The 3,148-nt window shown below is 50.3% G+C and carries 2 rRNA genes; both read left to right on the forward strand.

Annotated elements, in window-relative coordinates:
* Positions 1-64 precede the first annotated feature (64 nt).
* Positions 65-2,976 (forward strand): 23S ribosomal RNA (locus tag IGI46_RS25855).
* Between the two features lie 65 nt (positions 2,977-3,041).
* A 5S ribosomal RNA gene (gene rrf / locus IGI46_RS25860) occupies positions 3,042-3,148 on the forward strand; the annotation flags it as partial.

The raw sequence follows: 3,148 nt of genomic DNA on the forward strand, positions 1-3,148 counted from the left end.
TTTTTTATTGATCGGACTTCTATCGCTAGAAGAGAAGATCAAGAACCAACCGTAAGGTTGATAAGGTTAAGTGAATAAGGGCGCACGGTGGATGCCTTGGCACTAGGAGCCGATGAAGGACGGGACTAACACCGATATGCTTCGGGGAGCTGTAAGTAAGCTTTGATCCGGAGATTTCCGAATGGGGAAACCCAACATCTTTGATAGGATGTTACTTTTCAGTGAATACATAGCTGATTAGAGGTAGACGCAGAGAACTGAAACATCTAAGTACCTGCAGGAAGAGAAAGAAAATTCGATTCCCTGAGTAGCGGCGAGCGAAACGGGAAAAGCCCAAACCAAGATGCTTGCATCTTGGGGTTGTAGGACTCCGATATGGTAGTTTATTCAAATAATCGAAGGACTTGGAAAAGTCTGCGAGAGAGGGTAAAAGCCCCGTAGATGAAATTTGGATAGCACCTAGGAGGATCCTGAGTACGGCGGAACACGAGGAATTCCGTCGGAATCCGGGAGGACCATCTCCCAAGGCTAAATACTCCCTAGTGACCGATAGTGAACCAGTACCGTGAGGGAAAGGTGAAAAGCACCCCGGAAGGGGAGTGAAATAGATCCTGAAACCGTGTGCCTACAACAAGTCAAAGCCCGTTAATGGGTGATGGCGTGCCTTTTGTAGAATGAACCGGCGAGTTACGATTACTTGCGAGGTTAAGTCGAAAAGACGGAGCCGCAGCGAAAGCGAGTCTGAAATGGGCGAATGAGTAAGTGGTCGTAGACCCGAAACCATGTGATCTACCCATGTCCAGGTTGAAGGTGCGGTAAAACGCACTGGAGGACCGAACCCACGTACGTTGAAAAGTGCGGGGATGAGGTGTGGGTAGCGGAGAAATTCCAAACGAACTTGGAGATAGCTGGTTCTCTCCGAAATAGCTTTAGGGCTAGCCTCAGAGTGAGAATGATGGAGGTAGAGCACTGTTTGGACTAGGGGCCCATCTCGGGTTACCGAATTCAGATAAACTCCGAATGCCATTCATTCATCTCTGGGAGTCAGACTGTGAGTGATAAGATCCATAGTCGAAAGGGAAACAGCCCAGACCACCAGCTAAGGTCCCAAAATGTATGTTAAGTGGAAAAGGATGTGGGGTTGCACAGACAACTAGGATGTTGGCTTAGAAGCAGCCACCATTTAAAGAGTGCGTAATAGCTCACTAGTCGAGTGACCCTGCGCCGAAAATGTACCGGGGCTAAACATACTACCGAAGCTGTGGATCGTACCAATGGTACGATGGTAGGAGAGCGTTCTAAGGGCGTTGAAGGTAGATCGTGAGGACTGCTGGAGCGCTTAGAAGTGAGAATGCCGGTATGAGTAGCGAAAGACAGGTGAGAATCCTGTCCACCGTATGACTAAGGTTTCCTGGGGAAGGCTCGTCCGCCCAGGGTTAGTCGGGACCTAAGCCGAGGCCGAAAGGCGTAGGCGATGGATAACAGGTTGATATTCCTGTACCCGTTGTTTTTGTTTGAGCAATGGAGGGACGCAGTAGGCTAAGGAATCAGACGATCGGAAATGTCTGTCCAAGCAATGAGTCTTGAGGTGAGTCAAATGCTTACTTCTTTAAGGACAAGTTGTGACGGGGAGGGAAATAACAGTACCGAAGTTCCTGATGTCACACTGCCAAGAAAAGCTTCTAGTGAGAAAACAACGGCCCGTACCGTAAACCGACACAGGTAGTCGAGGAGAGCATCCTAAGGTGAGCGAGCGAACTCTCGTTAAGGAACTCGGCAAAATGACCCCGTAACTTCGGGAGAAGGGGTGCTGATCTAACGATCAGCCGCAGTGAATAGGCCCAAGCGACTGTTTATCAAAAACACAGGTCTCTGCAAAATCGAAAGATGACGTATAGGGGCTGACGCCTGCCCGGTGCTGGAAGGTTAAGAGGAGTGCTTAGCGTAAGCGAAGGTACGAATTGAAGCCCCAGTAAACGGCGGCCGTAACTATAACGGTCCTAAGGTAGCGAAATTCCTTGTCGGGTAAGTTCCGACCCGCACGAAAGGCGTAACGATTTGGGCACTGTCTCAACGAGAGACTCGGTGAAATTTTAGTACCTGTGAAGATGCAGGTTACCCGCGACAGGACGGAAAGACCCCATGGAGCTTTACTGCAGTTTGATATTGAGTGTCTGTACCACATGTACAGGATAGGTAGGAGCCTTAGACGCCGGGACGCCAGTTTCGGCTGAGGCAATGGTGGGATACTACCCCTGTGTTATGGCCACTCTAACCCACAGCCCTAAACGGGCTGGGAGACAGTGTCAGATGGGCAGTTTGACTGGGGCGGTCGCCTCCTAAAGAGTAACGGAGGCGCCCAAAGGTTCCCTCAGAATGGTTGGAAATCATTCGCAGAGTGTAAAGGCACAAGGGAGCTTGACTGCGAGAGCTACAACTCGAGCAGGGACGAAAGTCGGGCTTAGTGATCCGGTGGTTCCGCATGGAAGGGCCATCGCTCAACGGATAAAAGCTACCCTGGGGATAACAGGCTTATCTCCCCCAAGAGTCCACATCGACGGGGAGGTTTGGCACCTCGATGTCGGCTCGTCGCATCCTGGGGCTGTAGTCGGTCCCAAGGGTTGGGCTGTTCGCCCATTAAAGCGGCACGCGAGCTGGGTTCAGAACGTCGTGAGACAGTTCGGTCCCTATCCGTCGCGGGCGTTGGAAATTTGAGAGGATCTGTCCTTAGTACGAGAGGACCGGGATGGACTTACCGCTGGTGTACCAGTTGTCTCGCCAGAGGCATCGCTGGGTAGCTATGTAGGGAAGGGATAAACGCTGAAAGCATCTAAGTGTGAAGCCCACCTCAAGATGAGATTTCCCATTTCTTTAAGAAAGTAAGATCCCTGAGAGAAGATCAGGTAGATAGGTCAGAAGTGGAAGTGCAGTGATGTATGGAGCGGACTGATACTAATCGATCGAGGACTTAACCAAAAAAACTCGGAAGAGTTTATTTTCTGATCCAGTTTTGAGTGAGCGAAGTTTACTCAAGTAAATAGTGTGGTGGCGATGGCAAGAAGGATACACCTGTTCCCATGCCGAACACAGAAGTTAAGCTTCTTAGCGCCGATTGTAGTGAAGGGTTTCCCTTTGTGAGAGTAGGACG

The organism is Enterococcus sp. AZ163 (assembly GCF_050498925.1).
Lineage (GTDB): Bacteria > Bacillota > Bacilli > Lactobacillales > Enterococcaceae > Enterococcus_A > Enterococcus_A ferrettii.